Origin of the sequence: Paenibacillus sp. FSL K6-1122, assembly GCF_037977015.1 — a bacterium.
In the GTDB taxonomy this organism is placed as follows: Bacteria; Bacillota; Bacilli; order Paenibacillales; family Paenibacillaceae; genus Paenibacillus; species Paenibacillus amylolyticus.
The window spans coordinates 5796023-5816659 of the sequence record NZ_CP150272.1; the positions used below are offsets into that span (position 1 = coordinate 5796023).

Annotated in this window: 18 protein-coding genes; 5 read left to right on the plus strand and 13 right to left on the minus strand. The window is 46.7% G+C overall.

Annotated elements, in window-relative coordinates; genetic code table 11:
• Positions 1-132: 132 nt before the first annotated feature.
• Positions 133-906: an SDR family oxidoreductase gene (locus tag NSQ20_RS25990; protein ID WP_340031183.1), complete on the minus strand. Its 774-nt coding sequence runs from the start codon at positions 904-906 to the stop codon at positions 133-135.
• 56 nt (positions 907-962) lie between these two features.
• Complete coding sequence (locus NSQ20_RS25995) at positions 963-1421, minus strand: chemotaxis protein CheX (RefSeq protein ID WP_036605799.1); 459 nt, start codon at positions 1419-1421, stop codon at positions 963-965.
• A gap of 457 nt (positions 1422-1878) precedes the next feature.
• On the opposite strand from NSQ20_RS25995, the gene NSQ20_RS26000 reads away from it, so the two are divergent.
• A complete protein-coding gene (locus tag NSQ20_RS26000; protein WP_036605798.1) occupies positions 1879-2781 on the plus strand; it encodes a LysR family transcriptional regulator in 903 nt (300 codons plus the stop codon).
• A gap of 30 nt (positions 2782-2811) precedes the next feature.
• The gene (locus tag NSQ20_RS26005) at positions 2812-3621 is read left to right on the plus strand and encodes a histidinol-phosphatase (protein WP_036605797.1); all 810 of its coding nucleotides are present in this window, start codon (positions 2812-2814) and stop codon (positions 3619-3621) included.
• A 473-nt stretch (positions 3622-4094) separates the two neighbouring features.
• Here the strand turns inward: NSQ20_RS26005 and NSQ20_RS26010 are convergent, their stop codons facing one another.
• The 6 genes from NSQ20_RS26010 to NSQ20_RS26035 all read right to left on the minus strand — a co-directional run bounded on the left by NSQ20_RS26010 (position 4095) and on the right by NSQ20_RS26035 (position 10589).
• Positions 4095-4727 carry a GNAT family N-acetyltransferase gene (locus NSQ20_RS26010; protein WP_051446915.1) on the minus strand — a complete coding sequence of 211 codons (633 nt, stop codon included), beginning with the start codon at positions 4725-4727 and terminating at the stop codon, positions 4095-4097.
• 168 nt (positions 4728-4895) lie between these two features.
• Entirely contained in the window at positions 4896-5627 is a 732-nt protein-coding gene (locus NSQ20_RS26015) for a metallophosphoesterase family protein (protein ID WP_036605796.1), read from the minus strand.
• A 57-nt stretch (positions 5628-5684) separates the two neighbouring features.
• A complete protein-coding gene (locus tag NSQ20_RS26020; RefSeq protein WP_036605795.1) occupies positions 5685-6659 on the minus strand; it encodes a metallophosphoesterase in 975 nt (324 codons plus the stop codon).
• A 175-nt stretch (positions 6660-6834) separates the two neighbouring features.
• The gene (sdhB, locus tag NSQ20_RS26025; protein WP_036605794.1) at positions 6835-7599 is read right to left on the minus strand and encodes a succinate dehydrogenase iron-sulfur subunit; all 765 of its coding nucleotides are present in this window, start codon (positions 7597-7599) and stop codon (positions 6835-6837) included.
• Positions 7600-8134: 535 nt separating this feature from the next.
• A complete protein-coding gene (gene sdhA / locus NSQ20_RS26030; RefSeq protein ID WP_036605793.1) occupies positions 8135-9877 on the minus strand; it encodes a succinate dehydrogenase flavoprotein subunit in 1743 nt (580 codons plus the stop codon).
• A gap of 43 nt (positions 9878-9920) precedes the next feature.
• Positions 9921-10589 carry a succinate dehydrogenase cytochrome b558 subunit gene (locus tag NSQ20_RS26035; RefSeq protein WP_036605792.1) on the minus strand — a complete coding sequence of 223 codons (669 nt, stop codon included), beginning with the start codon at positions 10587-10589 and terminating at the stop codon, positions 9921-9923.
• 295 nt (positions 10590-10884) lie between these two features.
• Between NSQ20_RS26035 and NSQ20_RS26040 the strand changes: the two genes are divergently transcribed.
• Entirely contained in the window at positions 10885-11814 is a 930-nt protein-coding gene (locus NSQ20_RS26040) for a LysR family transcriptional regulator (RefSeq protein ID WP_036673385.1), read from the plus strand.
• Positions 11815-11868: 54 nt separating this feature from the next.
• Here NSQ20_RS26040 and NSQ20_RS26045 read toward each other — a convergent pair whose 3' ends face one another.
• Complete coding sequence (locus NSQ20_RS26045; RefSeq protein WP_017692455.1) at positions 11869-12540, minus strand: TrkA family potassium uptake protein; 672 nt, start codon at positions 12538-12540, stop codon at positions 11869-11871.
• Between the two features lie 54 nt (positions 12541-12594).
• Positions 12595-13935: a TrkH family potassium uptake protein gene (locus tag NSQ20_RS26050; RefSeq protein WP_155985006.1), complete on the minus strand. Its 1341-nt coding sequence runs from the start codon at positions 13933-13935 to the stop codon at positions 12595-12597.
• Between the two features lie 607 nt (positions 13936-14542).
• Between NSQ20_RS26050 and NSQ20_RS26055 the strand changes: the two genes are divergently transcribed.
• Positions 14543-16240: a type II CAAX endopeptidase family protein gene (locus NSQ20_RS26055; RefSeq protein WP_036605790.1), complete on the plus strand. Its 1698-nt coding sequence runs from the start codon at positions 14543-14545 to the stop codon at positions 16238-16240.
• Here NSQ20_RS26055 and uvrC read toward each other — a convergent pair.
• A complete protein-coding gene (gene uvrC / locus NSQ20_RS26060) occupies positions 16209-18296 on the minus strand; it encodes an excinuclease ABC subunit UvrC (protein WP_036605789.1) in 2088 nt (695 codons plus the stop codon). The two genes, NSQ20_RS26055 and uvrC, sit on opposite strands and share 32 nt — an antisense overlap.
• Positions 18297-18742: 446 nt before the next feature.
• The gene (gene trxA / locus NSQ20_RS26065; protein WP_036605788.1) at positions 18743-19060 is read right to left on the minus strand and encodes a thioredoxin; all 318 of its coding nucleotides are present in this window, start codon (positions 19058-19060) and stop codon (positions 18743-18745) included.
• A gap of 266 nt (positions 19061-19326) precedes the next feature.
• On the opposite strand from trxA, the gene NSQ20_RS26070 reads away from it, so the two are divergent.
• Positions 19327-19482 carry a hypothetical protein gene (locus NSQ20_RS26070; RefSeq protein WP_017692450.1) on the plus strand — a complete coding sequence of 52 codons (156 nt, stop codon included), beginning with the start codon at positions 19327-19329 and terminating at the stop codon, positions 19480-19482.
• Positions 19483-19663: 181 nt separating this feature from the next.
• Here the strand turns inward: NSQ20_RS26070 and dnaI are convergent, their stop codons facing one another.
• Entirely contained in the window at positions 19664-20614 is a 951-nt protein-coding gene (dnaI, locus tag NSQ20_RS26075) for a primosomal protein DnaI (protein WP_076319793.1), read from the minus strand.
• Positions 20615-20637 lie beyond the last annotated feature (23 nt).

Below are 20637 nucleotides of genomic sequence, written 5' to 3' on the forward strand. Positions count from 1 at the left end.
ACCTTTCATTATATGCGAAAAAAGCCTGTGTACCAAATCTTATTCCAGAATTGTATGTATACACGCAAAAAAAAAGAAAAGCCCCTCGGCGGAGCCTTTCTTTCATTCCGTATATGATGCCTCGTATCACATTTACTTCTGATTCATTACACCGTGCGACAATCGATCTGCAAGACGAGGAAATAGCTGGTACAGCCATATGCCAGCAGAAGCAAGTCTTGGCAGATTCACTTCTTCCTTGCGCTTTTTCATCGCCCGAATCATATGACCCGCAACGTCTTCCGGTTTCAACATCATCCAGCGTACATTATTCACATAATTGCCAGAAGGGTCAGCCCGATGGAAAAATGGTGTATCAATCGGACCCGGATTAATCGTTGTCACCATGACGCCAGTCTTGCGAAGCTCTTGACGCAGCGCATTACTAAATCCGAGGACAGCATGTTTCGTAGCCGTATAGGAAGCGGATTTGGCTGTACCGATTTTGCCAGCCATGGAGGCCACGTTCACAATCTGACCTTTGCCACGTTCTAGCATTTGTGGAAGCACTGCTTTGGTGCAACGTACAATGCCCATGTAATTAACGTCCATCATCTCATCGAATTCCTGTACAGACATCTCTGTCATCGCTGCGAATTTCCCGTAACCTGCATTGTTCAGCAAAATGTCGATTCGTCCGTATTTATGCAATATCGCATCCACAGCTGCCTGAACCTGCTCACTATCCGTAACATCAAGTGTGAGTAATTCATGCGGCCCTTTCAGCGAGGCACCAATCTCTTCCAGCTTGTCCCGTGAACGGGCAGCCAGAATTGGGATGGCTCCTTCTTCTATCAGCATCTTCGCACACAGCGCACCGATACCACTCGATGCACCTGTGATAAACACTACCTGATCTTTCAGCATCCGTGATGTCCTCCCGTATTGAACACATATTGCCTTTTGAGGCGTATGGTTCTATTCTACGAGATCATGACCTGAATATCCATCTCACCAATGCCGTCCATCAGCAAAGGAATACTCAGTGCTTTCGTTGCACTAAATGTAGTCAGATGTTCGGACTTCATCACTTGTGGAGGTGTAATATCGACCACAACACCCTGGTTTGACAGGATCGTGCTGGCGTTACCACTGATCATATTCCCCAGTTCGGAAATCGCACTTTTGCTCATTTCATCCATTTCTGTAATGACAAAACCACCCATCATCGCAGATACAATTTTCAATGCAACTTGTTCATTAATTCCAAATACAATGTTTCCGCTAAGTTGTCCGGTCATTCCGATCACGATCCAGACATGGTCTGCAATGTACTCTACATTTTTCACGCCAAGACTCCCGGTGGAAGGCGAAACCTGGATGAGCTGTTCGAATACGTTCCGTGCCGATTCCAGGAAAGGATTAATCACTTCCGCTTTCACTGTCTATGTCCCCCTCGCACTGGGTTATTGGTCACACACCAAAAGTCCCATATTCATTAAATTTATTATACTTTATCACGTACAAGAATTCATTAAGAATTCGTTAAACCATGTGTACTATAATTTATCGTCATCCGTGGGGCAAATGTTTATAGCTGATTCTAGCGAATAAACAGCGCTTTTCACTTCTTTTGAAGAAAGCTTTTCGCTCGTTGTGCGTGGCATAAGGCATTTAGGACTTTATTACTGCTTTCTCACAACTGTAAAAAAAATCAAATTCTTGTATTCGCGTTTTTTTCACAGTCTCTTGAACTACTTTTGATCCTGATCATTACCTTCATTGCTCTGCTGTCCTGAATCACCTATAATTTAAGATAACGGAACAATAACCAGTTACGGGATTACATCACACCAAACACTACATAATCAAGAAATTTTGCCTGCAAGGAGGTCACCTATGAACATAAGCCAACTGGAGACACTAATTACCATTTCCAAAACGATGAGCTTCCGCAAAGCGGGAGAACTTCTGAACCTGACCCAGCCTGCCGTCTCGGCCCAGATCAAAAGTCTGGAGGACGAATTCAGCACCGTTCTTGTGGATCGAAACCAACCCGTTACCCTGACAGACCGTGGACAGGTATTCCTGGAGCACGCTGAACGGATGCTCGACATCGTTGATGAGTTGAAACAAAAATTGTCTGATCTTGATGAAACGCCTCAGGGACGTATCGTATTAGGCACAACAACTTCCATTGCTATTCAGATCTTGCCAAGGGTGTTATCCTATTTCCAAGATCAATTCCCGCTGATCAAAACCAGTATCCAGTCCCTTCCTTCATCACAGATCTATACCCAGGTCGAAAATGGTCTGGTTGATATTGGTATCGGTTATCTCACGGAGCGTAATCCCAACCTGAATACATCTGTGCTCTACTATGACACATTTGAACTCGTGGTATCTCCTTCCCATCCGCTGGCAAAGAAAAAACATGCTGCAGTGGATGTGCTCCGGAGTACACCATTGATTCTGCTGTCCCCTGATACCGTAGGACGAAGGTTTACGGAAACGATCTTCAAGAAACATAATATTGAACCTAATATTGTAATGGAGTTGTCGAGCAGCGAAGAAGTGAAACGGATGGTCGAGATTGATCTCGGGGCAGCTGTCATCTCCAAACAATCTGTTGCGCATGAGTTGCGTCAAGGTACATTGCGAATGATACCCTTAAGTGAGCTGGAGGTCAGTCACCCTGTTGGTGTCATCTATAAGTCCAGTCGATACCTTAACTCAGCAATGCAACAATTCATAAGTGACCTCAAAGGTATGCCGGAAACCCAATTCATCAGTTCAGAATGACAATGAGCCATGAGAAAGGAAGGATTCCATATGAAATTTGATCTTCATACACATCATTTTCGTTGTGGTCACGCAGACGGCAACATCCGCGATTATATAGAGGCAGGTATTAAGGCAGGACTTCAGGCCATCGGTATCTCGGATCATACGCCGTACTTTGGCAGTGAGCTTGAGCAGGCATTTCCCCGGATCGCAATGGGCAAGTCGGAATTGCAGCATTATGTGGAAGAAGTCCTTGCTTTGAAAGAAGAGTACGCTGGTAAAATCGATGTGCTGCTCGGCATTGAATCCGACTACTTCCCTGTTCATGCAGAATTGTACCGTACCACACTGGGACAGTATCCTTTTGACTATATTATTGGTTCAGTTCATCATACCGAGGATGTGAGTATCTTCAACAAAACCCGGTGGAATGGCCTAAGCAATCCTCGCAAAGTTGAAGTGAAAGAAAGCTATTATTCATTAATTCGGGAATCGGCTCGCAGCGGTATGTTCCAGATTCTTGGACATATTGATGCGATGAAAGGAAACTATCCACCTTTCTCCGATATTATCGCTGATCAGGCCATTGATGAAACGTTGCAGGTCATTGCAGAATCCAACGTAGCGATCGAAATTAACACATCTGGCAAAACCAAACTCAGCGGTGGCTGGTATCCCTCGGATGCCATTCTGGAACGCGCCCATCATTATGGAGTGAAGGTGACATTTGGATCGGACGCTCATAAACCACAGCGGGTTGCAGACGAGCTGGATGACGTTCGTACACGTCTCAAGGAGATCGGATTCACCGACTGGGTATACTTCAAGCAGAAACAGATGCAGGTTGTTCCACTGTAAAAAATAGCAAACTAAAAGGCCCCCACAGCGCGCTTGTTCACGCCGTGGGGGCCTTTTATTGCCCTATATAAGGAAATATAATTATATTTTACACGATAACGGAGAGGACAGAAATAACATGAAGAAGCGAAGCGGTCGCCTAAAAGCTTTCTGAAAGAAAGCTGCATCGGAAGCATACGCTATCCCCGGATTTCCCCTTCTAAAATATGGGAATCAAAAAAATCTGGGTATAACAGCGATCGGAAAGTTATTCTGTCATCGGAGTGGCCAGTGTAAATATTCCACAGTTAACTTATATGGACAAAAAAAATGAACCCGCTCGCGCGGGTCCCAACAGCATTATCTATTATCAAAAAGGGGGTCATGAGATAAGTTTACCCCCTGTCTGTTAGAGTTCAATTGCAACTATATTTCAATTGTGTAACAAATGATTGAAGTTCGATTCATTCACGTTTGACTACTCTTACTCTATGTCATTGCGGCTTGTCAGATACCAGGGTTTGCAGGTCTTTTTCCTGAAGCGGTCTGACGTATTGTTCCCGGTACATACTGTACACTTTAACATCCATCAGGGATTCGGATCCCTCGTCATCCTCATCATTCAGTCCGAACGAGGGAAGACTCCGCTCATAGGACATCCCTATTTTGCTTAGCACCCGTTGTGAAGATACATTGGCCTCATAACAACGTGCTTCCACCCTCCCCAGATGAAGATCGTCAAATCCAAACTGCAGCAGCCGCTGTACCGCCTCGGTAGCCACACCCCTGCCCCAACAGGACCTGTTCAGGATATAACCAATCTGTGCGGTACCATTCAGATCATTCCAGTGTTGGAATGAGGTGATCCCAATCACTTGTTCCTTGCCTCTCCAGCAGATCCCATAATGTAACGAATCCAGCTTGGCGCTGCTGCTCCGTATCTGGTTCAATAACCGTCTCGCTCGGATTGGCGTGGGCTGGCTTCCCCTGTTCACATATCTTATGACTTGAGGATCGGTAAAGAGTTCCGATAATGTGCTGTAATCACTTTGACGTAATGATCGCAGGACAAGACGCTCTGTCCACAAAGCCGGCAGACCTTGAACCAGCATTTTTCGGGTAAGCATGACAATCGCTCCTTTTGCCTAAACGGGCTCTAGTCCGGTAAGACAAGCATGCTCTGATGATGATCCGGCGTAATACCATTTGAACTGATCCACGAACTTTAGTATTCGCATTTTAGTATTAATATATTGCATCATTCAATTCCTCACGCTAAAAGGTCCAGATGCTGACTACTCCTGCAGCCCGCGATAGATACCCGTACGAATCTCACGAATATAGAAATCCAATGCAGGAACATTCGCCGACTGTGCAACCTGTACTTCTCGCTCAATATCATAAGGCACCCGCACAAATTGAACATTGAACGGGGTATTGTTATCGTTGCTGTCTTCACCCTCCAGAATACAGTAGGAAGCCTGGGGAAGATCGAGTGGATTACCAACACTGCCTGCATTAAACAGTAACTTGCCGTTCATATACTGCAAGTATGCGTTATGCACATCCCCATAACCTACAACATCTGCAACACCTTGCTCAGGCTCATCAGCCGGAGGATCAAACATTGCCAACCTCTTTTCCATCGCGTCCCACGGCTGGACACGATGGTATACACTTTGAGGTGAAGCATGGACCAGACGGATGGTGCGACCGCTCAGTTGAAATTGATGACTGAAGGGTAGGCCCGCCAAGTACGCCAATCGTTCCTCACCCAGCCGTTCTGCTTGCCACGTAAAGTTCTCATTGTCTTGGTTAACCGCAACCAGTTCATCCCAATTGCCACGGATAACAAGTTCGCACGTTGCTCTCACCTGATCCACAACCTGTACCGGTTCTGGCCCCTTGCCCACGAGGTCACCAAGACAAAAGATTCGCTCCACGCCACGACTTCGGATATCTTTTAACACTGCTTCCCAGGCAGTCATGTTGCCATGAATGTCGGATACAATCGCAATTCTTTCCATCTGGATAACCTCCATTCATGTTGAATCCTTTATGTTTTATATTCATCTTATATTCTTTTATGTGGTTGATCCTTTAAGCTCAAAAACCGTTAATTCTGGTCTGCACAGAAAACGAATGGGCAGTTGAGTCATGCCAAAACCACGATTCACATACACCGGCATCTGTGTCTGGGTGGTGTAATATACCCCCTGGACATCCGTGTAATACAATCCTTGAACATACTTGTGTGAACCTCGCGGAGTTGTCAGTGCCCCGATCCAGGGAAAACGTACCTGTCCACCATGGCTATGACCGGAAAGTTGTAATCCGAAACCATAGGGAGTGGCAATGTCGGCATAATCCGGTTCATGCATAAGTAACAATTTCCACACATCATGATCCAATCCCTTGATAGCTTGGGCAGGATCAGGCCTGCCTGTAAGTGCGTCATCCAGTCCAGCTATGGCCAGACGTTCGCCCCCTTGTTCAATCACCACATGTTCGTTCCGTAACAAAGTGAATCCAGCTTCACGGAACATGGTTGTCACTTCATTCTGCTGTCCGCCCCGATAATCATGATTCCCCAAAACAGCAAATTTGCCATACTTCGCTTTCATGGAGGCGAGTACCGGAATACATTCACGCATCGGCTCTGCTTCCCTCTCGACGATGTCTCCGGTAAAACAAATCAAGTCCGGTCGCTGCTCCTCAATCGTTGCTGCCAGCTTTTTCAGCTCTTTCACCCCGGTATGAAAACCAAGATGGGCATCGCTGAACTGAACTACACGCAAACCCTCAAATGCCTTTGGAAACTTCGGAAGTTTCAGCTCTACTTGCTTGATCTCCAGACGACGCGGTTCCCATAACCAGGCATAACCTCCTGTAAGCAAACTGGCACCCGCTGTCATCAAAACCATGCGCAATAAGAAACTTCGGCGAGAGGGATCATGATCCTTTTCTTCTCCAGGAAACACAGACTCTTCTGCACCTGATGCTTTGTGCGAGCGCTGGGACGGCGAGTTGTTGCTGCCCTGACGCGGTGTCTCTGCCATATCTCCCCCTCCTTCTACGCTCTTAATCCATCCCCTTAGTATATCATATTCTGCATGGGTAGCCCGGTTCCTCTGCTTCATTACAAAAAGAAGCCGGGATCTCCGGCATGTTGCTGCACGGGATCACGACTTCTTCTAAGTTGCAGATTACACTTCTGCACATGTTATGACGAGATTATACACCCAACCAGCGTTTGAACATATGCTTGGTCGTTTGTTTGTTCATTTCGGCAATGGAGGTTGTCAGTGGAATGCCTTTTGGACAGGATTGCACACAGTTCTGTGAGTTACCACAGCCCTCGATGCCTCCGTCTTCCATCAACGCTTCCAGACGATCGTCGGCGTTCATCTCCCCTGTTGGGTGAGCGTTGAACAGACGCACTTGAGACAGTGCTGCTGGACCGATAAAGTCTGTTTTCTCATTGACGTTCGGGCATGCCTCCAGACATACACCACATGTCATACATTTGGACAGCTCATATGCCCACTGACGCTTCTTCTCAGGCATCCGTGGACCTGGACCGAGGTCATAGGTACCATCGATCGGAATCCATGCTTTTACTCGTTTCAGGGCGCTAAACATCCGGCTACGGTCGATGACCAAGTCACGAACCACTGGGAATGTCTTCATCGGTTCGATACGAACAGGCTGTTCGAGCTTGTCGATCAGGGCTGCACATGCTTGACGTGGCTTGCCGTTGATGACCATGGAGCAGGCACCGCAGACTTCTTCGAGACAGTTGGAATCCCAGCAAACGGGAGCAATGGATTTGCCATCTGTATTGACCGGGTTCCGCTGAATCTCCATCAGGGCGCTGATCACATTCATGTTGGGACGGTACGGAAGCTCAAATTCTTCGTTGTACGAAGATGACTCCGGGCTATCCTGACGGGTGATGATAAACTTGACGGTTTTGTTGGCTGTAGCTTGTTCCGCCATATCGTAGTCCCCTCCTCTGGTGACGATGATTGGTGTTGCTGATACGCAAAGTTACTGGTTTGGTGCACGGGAGACGCTTCGTCAGCGGAATGCCCCTCTGATCGCTGTTATCCCCGGATTTTTTTGATCAACCCTTCCCAGGGTTAAAATCCGGTGATAAAGGCGAGCGCTTCGCTTCTTCTGGGCATTTCCGCTTCCTCCGCTACGCCGTGCACTGGGTCACTTTGCTGGAAACTGCACTCCATTCATGCTGGAGGCAGTATTGAAGTGCTGAAGCATCGCTAGGCGCTTTGCTTCTTCTGGGTATTTCCGCTTCTTCCGCTATGTCGTGCACTGGGTAACTTTGCTGGAAAACTGCACTCCATTCATGCTGGAGGCAGTATTGAAGTTCTGAAGCATCGCTAGGGCTTTGCTTCTTCTGGGTCTTTCCTTCACTTTGATGGCAGTAACTTTGAAGAAGCTTTGCTTCTCCAAAGTTGTCCTGCCTCTTCGTTCAGGTGCTTAATATTTAACTTTATAAATAAATCCGTGATATTTAATCCTTGGAGTAATCCCGGATACGTGGTGGGATCAAGGATACGTCTACTGGCTCGTACGAGATTTTCGGGCCTTCCTTCGACCAGCTTGCGATGGTCGTTTTCAGGAACTCTTCATCATTACGTTCCGTGAAATCCGGTTTGTAATGCGCGCCGCGGCTTTCGTTACGCAGCAGTGCACCGAGAGTCATTGCTTCTGCCAATTCAATCATGTTCCACAGTTGGCGAGTGAATGCTGCGCTTGGGTTATTCCAACCGGAGCTGTCATACATGTTGATTTTGCCATAACGCTCTTTCAATTCCTTGATCTTGCCAATCGTGGCTTCAAGCTTGTCGTTGTAGCGCACAACCGTCATGTTGGCTGTCATCCACTCGCCAAGCTCTTTATGAATGACATAGGCATTTTCCGTGCCCTGCATTTTCAAGATGCCTTCGTACTTGTCGCTTTGTTGTTTGGTGTGTTTCTCAAATACGGAAGATGGGATATCAGCGGACGACTTTTTGAGTCCTTTGATATATTCAGCCGCTTTTGGTCCAGCCACCATACCACCATAGATCGCAGATACCAATGAGTTTGCACCCAGACGGTTCGCACCATGGTATTGATATTCACATTCACCAGCTGCGAACAGCCCCGGAATGTTAGTCATTTGGTTGTAATCTACCCACATGCCGCCCATGGAATAATGGACTGCCGGGAAGATTTTCATTGGGATTTTACGCGGGTCATCACCCATGAACTTCTCATAGATCTCAATGATTCCGCCGAGTTTAACATCCAGTTCCTTCGGATCTTTGTGCGACAGGTCGAGATAAACCATGTTCTCGCCGTTCACACCCAGACCCATATCTACGCAGACGCTGAAGATTTCACGAGTCGCGATATCACGTGGAACCAGGTTACCGTAGGATGGATATTTTTCTTCAAGGAAGTACCAAGGTTTTCCGTCTTTGTACGTCCAGATCCGTCCACCTTCACCACGCGCGGACTCAGACATGAGACGCAGCTTGTCATCCCCTGGAATGGCTGTTGGGTGAATCTGAATGAACTCCCCGTTTGCGTAATTTACACCTTGCTGATACACCGCACTTGCCGCTGTACCTGTGTTAATTACAGAGTTGGTCGTTTTACCGAAGATGATCCCCGGACCACCACTCGCCAGAATAACCGCTTCTGCAGGGAAGGTCTGTACCTTCATCGTTTTCAGATCCTGAGCCACGATCCCGCGACATACGCCTTCATCATCCAAAACTGCCTGCAGGAACTCCCAGTTCTCGTATTTCGTAACCAGCCCCGCCGCTTCCCAGCGACGTACCTGCTCGTCTAATGCATAGAGCAATTGTTGTCCTGTTGTCGCTCCGGCAAACGCCGTACGGTGATGCTTCGTTCCCCCGAAACGACGGAAATCAAGCAAACCTTCCGGTGTCCGGTTGAACATTACGCCCATACGGTCCATCAAGTGAATGATGCCAGGTGCTGCTTCGCACATCGCTTTAACCGGAGGTTGGTTCGCAAGGAAGTCACCGCCGTATACCGTATCGTCAAAGTGTACCCATGGGGAGTCACCCTCACCCTTGGTATTTACCGCTCCGTTAATGCCGCCTTGTGCGCATACAGAGTGGGATCGTTTAACAGGAACCAGTGAAAATAAATGAACATGGACTCCGGCTTCAGCCGATTTGATCGCCGCCATCAATCCCGCGAGACCGCCGCCCACAATAATTACATTCGTTGATGCCATTGCTGTTCACTCCCTTATAAGTCAGCATTTATACGCTAAATGCTTAAATTAGAACTGTTTTTACTGCGTCAATCATCGAAGTAGCTGTTTGGAAATCAATGCTCCGGAAAGCAAATAGTGAAGCAATAAACATGATGGAAACAATAGCGAACAAGCTCATACATACGTAAGAGGATACACGTTGCGCACGCGGACCAACCGTAATTCCCCAGCTAACAAGGAACGACCACAGACCATTGGCAAAGTGATATGACGCCGCAACCACACTGATCATATATATCGCAAAGGTTATCGGATTCGTCACCGCATCATGTATGACGCCGCCAATCTCTTCATGGGATACATTACCCAGCGCAATCTGTACTCGCGTCTCCCATACGTGCCAGATGACGAATACAAACGTAATAATACCGCTTACCCTCTGTAACGTGTAGCGCCAGTTGCGCTCATTACCGTAACGCCCAACGTTAGGCTTGGCCTGATAGGCAATGTAAAGACCATAAACACCGTGATAGAACAACGGCAACCAGATAAGTAATGCCTCAATTACAATAACAAGAGGCAAACCGTTCAGAAATGCAACGGCACCGTAAAAAGCTTCTTTGCCGCCTTCAACTGCCGTGAAGTTCGTCACCAAATGCTCAACAAAAAACAAACTGAGCGGAATGACGCCAAGCAAGGAGTGCAGCTTTCTGGAGTAAAACCCTTTCATAAAATGTCGATCCCCTTTCGCTAAATACAACGTTTTCATAAATGATTTCACTTATCATGACACGAATCCTTTTCCATGAAAAGGTTCGACAAATTGTTCCGTTTTCCCCAGGTGTGAACAACTTGTGTCACGGTTCATGTTACTCCATTTTTTCTTATAAGGGAATTGCAATATAATTATTAAATGTTATAACCTATAGGTATAAGCAGTGAAACATTGGGTTTACGGGCTATACAACATGGAAAACGATTGAGCAAGGGCAAGAATCACATTCATGGAAAAGAGGTTATGGTTCATGTTTGAGGAGTTAAACGCATTTGCAGCGGTCGTGGAGCAGTCCAGCCTCAACCGTGCATCCAAGTTACTGAACTTGTCCCAACCCGCACTCTCACGCAAAATTGCCAAATTGGAGGATGAACTCGGGGTTGCCCTGTTCCACCGCCGTGGCAAACGGCTGGAGTTAACCAGTGTGGGCCAGTTCACCTATACCTACGCTGTAGAACAGAAGCAGCAACAACAGAAGTTCCTCACCATGCTGGCCCAGTATAAAGACGAAGAACAGAGCACCATTACACTCGGAGCCAGTCTGACGACGCTTCAAACTACGTTACCACCTCTCGTCAATGCCTTTATGGAGAAACATCCAAATGCCGAACTGAAACTGTTGACGGGAAAAACACATGAGATTGTGTCGTTTGTGCGTGACAAAAAAGCCGATGTGGGCATTGTCGCCTCCTCCATCAGTGAAGTGGGACTTAACTGTGTGCCGCTCTTTGACGATCACCTGGAACTGGTTGTGCCGCTTACACACCCCTTGTCCGGTAAGGAAGCCGGGATGGAGCATTTGCAGGATCTGCCGATGATCACGTTCTCCAAAGGCACCTGGTATCGCAAATTAACGGACGATCTCTTCCAGCGCTGTGCCGTGATGCCGGATATTCGCATGGAGATTGATTCCTTCGAAGCGATCATCCGACTTCTGCCTTCCGCCAAAGCTGCTGCTCTATTGCCCAAGTCATATCTTCGTCCACAATTGCTCGCGGACAATGATCTTGTTTCTGTTCATTTGCCTCAATTACAGCAGACCCGCAGAACAACTTGTATGATCTATGGGGAAAAAGAGGACCTCAGCGAGACCTCCAGACAATGGGTCAAGGAGACGGCTGCACTCTTTACAGCAAAGGCGCCATTGCCCTCACGGAGGGCTACGACGCCTTTGCCTTGATCTGAAAAAGCCAGGCTCTAACGTCTGGCTTCCATATTTAACTCATGATAATTATCAGCTCTCTTGGCTGATAACCTCTTCTTCAAATCGGTCGATATCTGCATTATTACCAATAATGACCATGATATCCCCCATTTGAAGCGAATCCAGTGCTGTCGGAGCAATAATGACCCCGGCTTCTTTCTGTAACGCTACAATGCTGCAACCAAAACGTACACGTGCATTCAGGGTCGAAAGGGTTTTGTTGTGCAGACACGCGGGAACCTTCATCTCGACAATACTGTAATCATTGGATAATTCAATGTAATCCAGCAAGTTCGGGGTAACCAGCTGGTGGGCAACCCGAATGCCCATATCCCGCTCAGGATAAACGACACGATCAATCCCCAGTTTATCCAATGCGCGTCCGTGAAGGACGGATATGGCCTTGGCCACGACCGTCTTGACGCCCAGCTCTTTTAACAGAATCGCGGTGAGAATGCTCGTCTGAATATCATCCCCGATAGCAACGATACAGCAGTCAAAATTTCGAATACCCAGGGAGCGTAACACTTCCTCATCTGTGGCATCGGCTACAACGGCATGGGTGACCAATTCACTAATGTCTTCGACGACTTCTTCATTTTTATCGATCCCGAGCACCTCGTAGCCGAGTTCCATTAATTCCTGTGCCAGACTGGAGCCAAACCGCCCAAGCCCAATCACCGCAAACTGCTGTGTTTTCATTGTTCTTCACGAACCCCTTATCCAAATCAATTTCAAAACTCACTAAAAATAGATTTATCCAATAATCATTTTGCCTTCCGGATACCTGTATAACTCTTTACCCTTTTTCTGCCCAAGTGCATACGCTAATGTAATCGGTCCAAGCCTTCCAGCAAACATCGTAAAACAAATCAGGAGTTTGCCCAATGTAGTCAACTTCAGCGTTAGTCCAAGCGATAATCCTACAGTACCAAAGGCCGATGTCGTTTCAAATAAGATCATCATAAAACTGGCTTCTTCTGTGGTACTCAGTGCCATCGTTACAGCTATGATGAACAAAAGCGCCAGCAATGTAATGGTAAGCGCCTTGAAAATCCGTTCCTGTACAAGCCGATAGCGGAAAAACACGATATCTTCACGTCCACGCATCATGGCGATGACCGCTCCAGCCATAATCATAAATGTCGTTGTTTTGATCCCGCCTCCGGTAGAACCCGGCGAAGCACCAATGAACATCAGAATGATCATAAAGAACTGTGTTGCCTGTCTCAGCCCTGCAATATCTACCGTATTGGCTCCTGCTGTTCGCGGCGTAACGGACTGGAAGAATGAACCGAGAATTTTGCCACCCCAGTTCAGGCCACCCAGTGTCCGTGGATTGCTGAATTCAAATACGAAAATGACAAGTGCACCAAACACAATTAACAATCCAGTCATTAACAGTACAACTTTGGAGTGCAGAGACAGCTTCCGCGTTTTGCGGTAATCCACCAGGTCTGACAACACCACAAAACCGATACCACCAGAGACAATCAGGAACATTGCTGTAAAATTAACCAACGGGTCATACACATAACCGGTTAAACTGCGGAAATCCCCAAACATATCAAAGCCCGCATTGTTGAACATCGAGATCGCATGCCAATAGCCATAATAGATCGCCTGCCCAACCGGCATGTCGAACGACCAGCGGATGGCAAACAGTGTGCCACATATGCCTTCGATAATGAGTGAGTAGATCACAACTTTACGAATGAGCCGGACGATGCCCTCCATCGTGCTCTGATTCATCGCTTCCTGTAGAATCAACCTTTCCCTGAGCGAGATCCGCCGTTTGAACGCAATGGCAACCAATGTGGACATTGTCATGAAGCCCAGTCCGCCAATCTGAATCAGAATCGCGATCACAACCTGACCCAGCACCGAGAAATGAGTCCCTGTATCGACCACAACCAAACCAGTGACACAAACAGCCGAAGTTGCTGTAAAGAGCGCATCAATAAATGCAAGACTGTCACCGTTACGGTTGGATGCCGGAAGCATTAACAACAGTGTGCCTACCAATATAATGCCAGCAAACCCTAACACAAGAATACGGGGTGGCGATAATCGCATCCATTGCACATTCAGTTTCACTTGAGTATCTTCCACCTCTTCTAAAATGAAAATAACTCCACACCCGTGGAGCCTTCTTCATTTGAAATGCTGTTCCCAAACGTTAAACAAGTATGATTCAGATTAAAACGACATATATAATGAAGTTGGAATATATCCTATTCGTTCCCTTGTTGGGCGAAAGACATGCGAATCATTGCACATTTGTTTCAAAATTATAAGCGCTGCGACGTTTGTAGACAAAACGTTTTTTGTGTAAATCGGATCGAATTCAGCCAAAAAGGGAAGAACTCAGATATGGCGACGGATGGATCAGATTCTTTCGGTCCTTTTCATTCATTTTCAAGGATTTACACCTGTTTTCGTTACATCATTGGCATTCGGTGCTTGGCCTGTGCTATGTTAACTTTAATATCCATATTAGTGCGTGTTCAAAAAGGGCGGTTTTCAGTACCAAGAAGATGGGATGAAGATAGAAATGGAGTAGCGGAGCGTAGATCGAGCTACGTGAGCAACGGACATTTCGGCTGAATTCCATATTCGATGCTGATGATGCCGTTAGGCAACCTTCGTAATCAAAAGCGGACTTTTTGAACTACCTCTATCAATAAAGGAGGAACACCATTACATGAATCCCTTAGGGCAGCCTTTGCAACTCAAGGCTAACTTCAAGCGGCTGGGGTTGCTTGCGGCGATTGGCCTGATTCTATTTTTTGTATTTCAGATCTTTCCTGCTACCTCATCACAAACGACAGAAATTTCGTCTACGTCCTTCATAACCAAGGAGCAGGCGAAGCAATCCGCACGATCATTCGCAGCTTCTGTGAATGACTATACACTGCCAAATGATGATGCAAAAACCCTGGTCACCTACCAGACACATTCGGATATCTACGGGTATATGGCCAAAACCAAACAACTTGATACCTATAACCAGAAATGGGAAACAAGCTATCCTTACGATGTATTCCGCGTTCGTTTGCCTGATCAACACAAAGGCGGATATCTTAATGTTGACGTACATATGAAAACAGGAAAAGTCGTCGGCTTCAAACGGGAACTGCCTTCTTCTCTCTATACTGCCATTGAGGCGGAGCAGGTTAGTGGACGAGTGACCACATCGCAAGTACTTGCTGAAGGCAATATATCTTTGGACGAGAAACAACAGCTTGCTGCTGGCGTTCTGACCGAATTCGGTTATGAAGTGCCGGCACTTCAACTGGAGACTCGCGATGGTGAAGCCGGACTGAAGTATGTGGATTCTGCAAAAGCCATTGGAGACTCCAAGCTTGAATTGAATTTTACGTTTGAAGAGGGTGCGGTACGATCCTTCGATCCTGGATTCTCTGTCCCTGAATCCCATACCGATTATGTGAAAGATCAAACGCGTCAAGCCAATTGGATGACCTATGGCGGCTATGCATTCCTGACCTTTGTTCTGGGCGTGCTGGCAATCATCTATAGCATTCTGACCCGAGCATATACGTCTTTCAAACGCGGGATCATTCTCTCGCTGGTGTATTTCGCAGCTTCGGTAATTGGTACGCTGAACATGATTCCACTCTTTCAGGCACAAGGGCTCTCCAGCTTCATGTTAGCGTTCCTGATGTTAATGCAGACGGGTATTACACTGGTCATGAGTGCAACCATCTATCTGTCCCTTGTTGCCGGTGACGGCATGTGGCGTAAAATAGGTCTGAACCCATGGCCTCGTGCGAAAGAACCCGGATATGGAAAATATGTACTTCACAGCATGGTTGCTGGTTACCTGTGGGCATTCATTCTACTGGGTGTGCAATCCATCCTGTTCTTCATTCTGGAGCGAAGCATCGGCACATGGTCAACGACGTCAGCAGATCAATCTACTTTTAATATGACCTATGCCTGGCTCTTCCCGATCATGGCCTGGATGGCCGGTATTGGTGAAGAAACTGTTTATCGACTGTTCGGCATTCGTATGATGCAAAAGATTGTGCGTAACACGTTTATTGCCTGTCTGATTCCAACCATCATTTGGGCACTTGGACACACATTGTATCCGATCTATCCAGTAATCACCCGTCCCATTGAGCTGTTGGTGATTGGATTGCTGTTCAGTCTGATCATGCTGCGTCACGGCTTCATTGCCGTTGTATTCGCCCATGTGATCTTCGACAGCTTGCTGATGGGACTCAGCTTGGTCTTTATGGGCGATGCCCTGAATATGGCTGCCGGACTCTTCTGGATTGTACTGCCGGCCATCGTTGGATATGTGGTCTACAAATTCAATCCAAAACAAAAAGAGAAGCCGTATGTTACGACTCCTCATCACGAAGTGCTGCAATAATCTGATTTGCCAGTTTGTCACCAATAGATAGAGGCCGGAAGTCTTCAACGCTGGCCTCTTTTATTTTGCGCAAAGAGCCAAAATGCTTCAACAACAACTTACGCCGCTTTTCTCCAATACCCGGAATGGCATCCAAACGTGATGTCACCATCGATTTGCCACGCTGTTCCCGGTGGAACGAGATCGCAAAACGGTGGACCTCTTCCTGTATCCGCTGCAACAGGTAGAATTCCTGACTATCCCGAGGCAGGGAGATGACTTCCGGTGGATTACCGATCATCAACTGCGAAGTCTTATGCTTCGCATCCTTCACCAGACCACATACCGGAATAAACAGCCCCAGCTCATTTTCCAAAATATCGACCGCAGCCGAGATCTGTCCTTTACCACCATCGACCACAATCAGGTCAGGCTGGGTCAGGTTTTCTTTTAATACCCGTTCGTAACGGCGACGGATGACCTCTCTCATCGTTTCATAATCATCCGGCCCTTCAACCGAACGGACCTTGTACTTCCGATATTCCTTCTTATCCGGTTTACCATCGGTAAATACAATCATGGCAGATACCGGGTTTGTACCCTGAATATTCGAGTTATCAAACGCTTCAATACGGTGAAGCTGATCCAATCCAATAAAACGTCCCAGTCCTTCGGCAGCTTTGGATGTACGTTCTTCATTTCGCTCAATCAAACGGAACTTCTCTTCCAATGCCACACGTGCGTTATCCACAGCCATCGTGATCATCTGGCGTTTCAATCCACGTTGCGGAATGAGCACTTTGATCTCCAACCACTCCTGTAAAGCAGCAGCAACCTGAGTTGGGTCTTCCAGTCCTGATGGAAGCTTTTCAGTTGAAGTAGTTGTATCCATTATTAGAGCATCCTCTTGCATACTGTCAGGTTGTTCACCTTCTGCCTCAGCGGAAGCTCCGTAAGTTGCACGAGTCTCAGCAACCAGTGGCTGGGAAGCGTTACTATGCTCCACTTGTCCCGCCTGATCGAACTCTACCGTAACTGCGGCAGGTACCGATCCATCAGTATCAGAACCCGTATCAACACTATCATTATCTGTTGCAAGATCCTTGGGCATTTCCGGCAACAAAATTTCTTGTGGCAATGCCGGATTATCGCTGTAATACTGTGTTACATAGGACATGAAGTCACTATACGCCTCACCGTAAAACGGGAAGGTTGATACGTGACGTTCAATCATTTTACCCTGACGCATATATAGAATCTGGACACACATCCAGCCTTTATCAATGGCAAAACCAAATACATCACGGTCTCTGGCATCGGCCATCGTAATTTTCTGTTTTTCCATCATCGCATCAATGGCGATTACCTGATCGCGCAGCTCCTTGGCACGTTCAAAATAAAGATCCTCCGCAGCCTCTTGCATCTTACGCTGCAAATCCTTCTTGATCTCTTCGTGACCACCGCTCAGAAATGAACCAATCTCTTGGGAAATCTGGTCGTACTGCTCCTTCTCAACTTCCTTCACACAAGGGGCAAGACACTGTCCCATGTGATAGTACAGGCACACTTCTTTGGGCATTACACCACATTTGCGCAGTGGATACATGCGATCGAGCAATTTTTTCGTTTGGTGTGCCGCATACGAGTTCGGATAAGGTCCGAAATATTTGGCTTTATCTTTCAGCACACGCCGGGTTACTTCCAGCCGGGGGTGCTTTTCATTTGTAATTTTAAGATATGGGAATGTCTTGTCATCCTTAAGCAACACGTTGTACCGCGGCATATGTTTCTTGATCAGGTTACACTCCAGAATGAGTGCTTCCATGTTACTGCCCGTCACGATATATTCGAAATCACGAATTTCAGACACCAGACGCTGGGTCTTTCCGTTATGACTGCCGATAAAATAAGAGCGTACGCGGTTCTTCAACACTTTAGCCTTACCAACATAGATAATGGTGCCTTCACTGTTCTTCATCAGGTAACATCCAGACATGTCTGGCAGCAAAGCGAGCTTGTGGCGAATCTGCTCCAATGCCTTCTCCTGATCCTGCAAATCATTGATGAATTGATCCATAATTCGGTGAATCCTCCTTCCCGAAAAAGCTGAAATCCTCACCTTACATGAGTTACTCCGATGACAGAATGACCTTTCGATCGTCGTAATTCACACGAACACTACGATAACAGAACAACCTTCCAATCGCTGTTATCCCCAGATTTTTTGATTCCCTTTTACAAGGGGAAAATCCGGTGATAAAGGCGAACGCTTCGCTTTTTCAGGTTTTTTCTGTTCTCTCCGCTATTGTGTGAGTAATTAGTGCAATACATATTAAAAAGTGAAACTCGGATAAAAATTGCAACGGCTATGCTTCTACAGTTCATTTCTGTCTTCTTCGTTAAACATGTAAATTTCCAGTTTCATTTTATATAAATAGTATACTTTATATTGTCCTATATAAAGGTATTCGACGCAAAACGCCCCCGGCATGTAAACCGGAGGCGTATGTGTAAACCTGTAAATTATTGGTGTTTTTCGATAATTCCTTTGAGCGCATCTTTCGAGTTCAGACCAACCACTTTATCTACCGGTTGACCGTCTTTGAAGAAGATCAAAGTTGGAATGCTCATTACGCCAAAGCGGGAAGCTGATTCCGGATTTTCATCCACGTTAACTTTAGCAATTTTCACTGCATCGCCAACTTCTGTGGACAGCTCTTCCAGGATTGGAGCGAGCATTTTACAAGGACCACACCAAGGCGCCCAGAAATCAACAAGAACCGTTCCTTCGCCTTCTACTTCAGCGTTGAAGGATTGATCGGATACGTTAACAATAGCCATGAAATTGTCCTCCTTATATATACTTACGGTTTTATTTTAACCTGTAACGTCGTGAACGACACTTCCAGTATAACACAGGTACGTCAAACTTGTGAATTGAACGCTGCAATGTTCATCTTCCCAACATCAAATCTTCACAATTACAGGATGTAGCATACTAACTGCAAAATCTTTACAAACGCTTTCTTTTCCAAGTATACTAAAATTACTCCGGGTTTCAGCCCCTCCCATACGGGCAAGCTGTTTCCCCATAAGGAGGCAATAACATGGATGCAAATGTGCGGATCAGCGACCCGCGTGAACATGTGAACGAGGAACCCCGCAACGATCTATTTGATCTGATCGCGGGTGTTGCCGGCATGGCTGGCCTGATGACAGTGATCTTTTTCGGTATGGTTATCTTCAAATTCCTCACCGAATAGGACACTCACAGGTCTCACGCAGGACCAGAAAAGCCCGGTTTTCGCGACAATGCGAAAGCCAGGCTTTTTTTGGGACTACTTTAGCTTTTGATTGCAATCAGCTCAGCTTCTAAATCAAAAGCTTCACCGATAATTTGAAGATTAACCTTGTCCAGAAATGTTTCGTTCAAAATAGATCGGTTCAACGTTTGCCGCGCTGATTCTCACCCCGAACGGAGATAACATCCACAAATGGACGAATACGGTCCATCAAACGTTGACCTTTATTCATTTCCTCGCCGTCCCGATTGGTGAAACTAAGATGTTTCTCCAGCCCATCCAGATTGTAATTGGACGTATAGAACGTTGGTTTGCGATTCATCCGATAGTTCAGAATGGACCCCATCACATGATCCCGAACCCAAGGGTTCAGATTCTCTGCCCCGATATCATCAAAGATGAGCAGATCACAACTTTTCAAAATATCCGTCATTTCCTTCAGCTTCTGCCCTTCACTAATCATGGATTTCAGATCCTCCACAAAGTCAGGCATATAAATAATGACACCCGTGTGGCCTGCAACCGCCAGTTCATGCAACAGGTAACACATCAGAAACGTCTTGCCTGTCCCGAATGTCCCTTCCAGGAACAGTCCTTGCGGAGATAATCCGTTCTCCTTGGTCTCCCTAATATAACGAAGCACCTGATTCACTGCCGGAGCACGCATCCGATCCTTGCCCATGATCTCCACGTCGTTGTATCCGGCACTGAGCGCACGCTCGTCCACATAGAAACTGCGAATGCGTTGCTTAATGATATGTTCATTTTGCCGGGCGATATGTTTGGAACAAGGCGCTTTTATATCTATGATTTCGGGTTTACCGTTAAAATGTTCTACTTCCAGTTTGCAAAAGTGGCCCTGAAAATCGTTAGGGCAGTTGTCGAGTCCTGGGCAATTCGCACAGTTCTTTGAGTCTTTGGCGTACTGAAACAGCTTGCTCAGATCGGTCATGAGCTGTGCATCTTGCAGTTCAGGATGACCTGCGCGGAATTCACGTACATACGGATTTTCCATCAATTCCGCCGCAATCCGCCGCGATTGCTCACGAAAGGCAGGGTTCAGCTGCTGAAGCAGTCCTCCCAAGGATTCCATGGCTTCAAGCCCCCTTAATGTTT